A 332-nucleotide genomic window follows, 5' to 3' on the forward strand; every position below is an offset into this window, starting at 1 on the left:
CCGCTGACGCCTGGACTGACGAAATTGTCCGATGCGCTGTCTGGTGCGATCGATACCGTGATGCGATCACCGGAGTTGGGTAAATGGATTGACGGGCTCGCTGGAGGAATTCAGCGATTTGGCAACTACCTTGCCTCGCCTGAGTTTAAAAATGATGTCGAAGATTTTATGTCCGGGCTCAAAAAGCTGGGACAAACAATCGGAAGAATCATTGACCTGGCAACCGGGAAGATAACAGCGACAGAGTTTTTTTCCGGTTCATCATCCATTTTGAGCAATGAGACGGTCAAAGACCCGAACGGCGGCCCGGATTATGTCAAAGGCAGCGAGAG

1 pseudogene is annotated in these 332 nt (G+C 50.9%); it reads left to right on the forward strand.

Annotated elements, in window-relative coordinates:
• Window positions 1-332: pseudogene (locus FDX01_RS23460) on the forward strand (lytic transglycosylase domain-containing protein); the annotation flags it as partial.

The sequence above is a fragment of the Citrobacter sp. wls613 genome, from assembly GCF_005281195.1.
In the GTDB taxonomy this organism is placed as follows: domain Bacteria; phylum Pseudomonadota; class Gammaproteobacteria; order Enterobacterales; family Enterobacteriaceae; genus Citrobacter; species Citrobacter gillenii.